General features: G+C 63.3%; 4 protein-coding genes. All 4 read left to right on the top strand.

All coding sequences use genetic code 11. The features are described from left to right. On the top strand, positions 1-358 hold a 358-nt coding region (locus AC0V2Y_RS27700; protein ID WP_475418425.1), incomplete at its 5' end, for a hypothetical protein. Between the two features lie 88 nt (positions 359-446). Next, positions 447-875 carry a hypothetical protein gene (locus AC0V2Y_RS27695; protein WP_475417806.1) on the top strand — a complete coding sequence of 143 codons (429 nt, stop codon included), beginning with the start codon at positions 447-449 and terminating at the stop codon, positions 873-875. Further along, positions 872-1,396 carry a glycoside hydrolase family 19 protein gene (locus tag AC0V2Y_RS27690; protein WP_475417807.1) on the top strand — a complete coding sequence of 175 codons (525 nt, stop codon included), beginning with the start codon at positions 872-874 and terminating at the stop codon, positions 1,394-1,396. Before AC0V2Y_RS27695 ends, AC0V2Y_RS27690 begins: the two co-directional genes overlap by 4 nt. Then, a complete protein-coding gene (locus AC0V2Y_RS27685) occupies positions 1,393-1,788 on the top strand; it encodes a hypothetical protein (RefSeq protein ID WP_475417808.1) in 396 nt (131 codons plus the stop codon). The genes AC0V2Y_RS27690 and AC0V2Y_RS27685 overlap by 4 nt, the downstream gene beginning before the upstream one ends. Positions 1,789-1,930: the final 142 nt, after the last annotated feature.

The following is a 1,930-nucleotide window of genomic DNA, read 5'->3' as shown; positions in this document are numbered from 1 at the left end:
TCCAGGTAGTGTCGCTACTAAATTCCTCAATCAGGCCCCTGCACTAACTCCGCAGTGGCAGCAGTATCCAGGTACCTCGGCTTTCAGATTAATCATGCACAACTACGGACTGCTGCTGACGGGCTACTTGAAGCCAGTCGGCGGCGGATCTGGAAATATCTGTTCCTTGCCTAGTTACTTGAAAACTGCCCAGCCAACCCGCCGACTTGTTGGTGGGGAGAGTGGAATTGGGAAAGTCAGTTCTCTCTGGTTAAACGTAGATCCGAGCTACGGATTCCTCGCTATTAACAACGGCGTCAATGCTGTTGGTGCCGAGGGCGCGCTTTCTCTTGACGGTATTTGGTGGCCATTTGACTGATCGGACGATGCCTTTGAGTACCCCTTCGACTTTTGATCACTCACCCGCTTCGGCGGGTTTTTTCATTTCCACTACCTGAAAGGCATCCATGGCCATCGAAACAACCGCCGCCGGCGGCGCACTGATTAAATTTTTTGGTATCCCGGTCCTGGCCGGCGCTGCCGCAACCTCACTGGGATTCATGTTCATGTGGCCAAAAAACAAAAAGGAGGCGTTCACACGATTTTTTGTATCTACGCTCTCGTCCATTCTGTTCGGCCCCGCCCTGGTCGTCGCAGTGCGCTCCTGGTGGCCCACTCTGTTCGACAATGCGAAGGATGTGGCGGTGCTGTACGGCAGCGACCCGGCATTGGGCTTCCTTTTCATCGCCGCGCCGCTGATGGTGGCCGCCGGCTTGCCTGCCTGGTGGGTGCTGGGCGCCACGGTGCGCTGGCTTGACAAGCGTAAGGACAAGGACATCGGCGAGCTGGCGCGCGATGCTGCGGCCGTCGTCAAGGATGTGCGGGGTGGACTGTGAGCGCCGTCACGCTGGCTCAGCTGGAGGCCATCATGCCGATGGCGCGCCCGCGCGCGGCAGCCTTCCTGACTCAGCTGAATGCAGCGATGCTGGAGTTCGGCATTACTACCCCAGCGCGCCAGGCGTCGTTCCTTTCCCAGGTCGGGCATGAGTCTGGCCAGCTGCGCTATGTGCGCGAACTGGCCAGCGGCCAGGCTTACGAGGGTCGCGCCGACCTGGGCAACGTGCAGCAAGGTGACGGCGTGCGCTTCCGTGGGCGTGGCCTGCTGCAGGTGACCGGCCGCGCGAACTATGCAGCCTGCGGCAAGGCGCTGGGCCTGGATCTGCTGGCCCAGCCTGAGCTGCTCGAGCAGACAGTCAACGCCTGCCGCTCGGCTGGCTGGTTCTGGCAAACGCGAGGCTTGAACACGTTAGCCGATGCTGGCGACCAAGTGAAGGTGACGCGCCGGATCAACGGCGGCACGAATGGCTTGGCTGAGCGCTTGGCGTTGTTCGCCGTGGCGCAGCGGGTGCTGGCGTGAGCGCCCAGGGCGCGCTGGCAGGCTTCGTCGTCAGCGGTATCTGGAAGGCGGCGGCCATCGTGTTGGCTGCCACCTTGCTGGTGGTGTCCAGCTTGACTGGCACCGGCTGGTGGCTGGCCGCCGACGACCGTGATGGCGCGCGCGAGGCGCTGCTTAAAGAGCAGGGCGCCAGCGCTGCGCTGCGCGCGTCGCTCAGCGAGCAAAACCGCGCCATCGATGGCATGGCCAAGGCAAGCCTGGCAGCGCAGGAGCGCGGTGCTGCGGCGCAAGTGGCGGCGGCCGCCAAGGGGAAAAAGTACGACGCTGCGCTGGCGCAGATCGCCGGCGTGCGCCCCACGGCCTGCGACGAGGCTATGCCCGCCGTCAGGCTGCTGCTGGAGGGCGTGCGATGAACCGGGGAGTCGTTAAATTGGCAGGTTTTGCCATAGCCGTGCTGCTGGCCGGCTGCGCCAGCGCGCTGCCGGCGCCAGTACGCATCGAGGTACCGGTAATTGTGCCGTGCCTCGGCGAGGTGCCTCCGCGCCCAGTCTACGA

The organism is Janthinobacterium sp. BHSEK (genome assembly GCF_056174685.1).
This window is presented reverse-complemented; position numbering and strand designations above follow the sequence as displayed.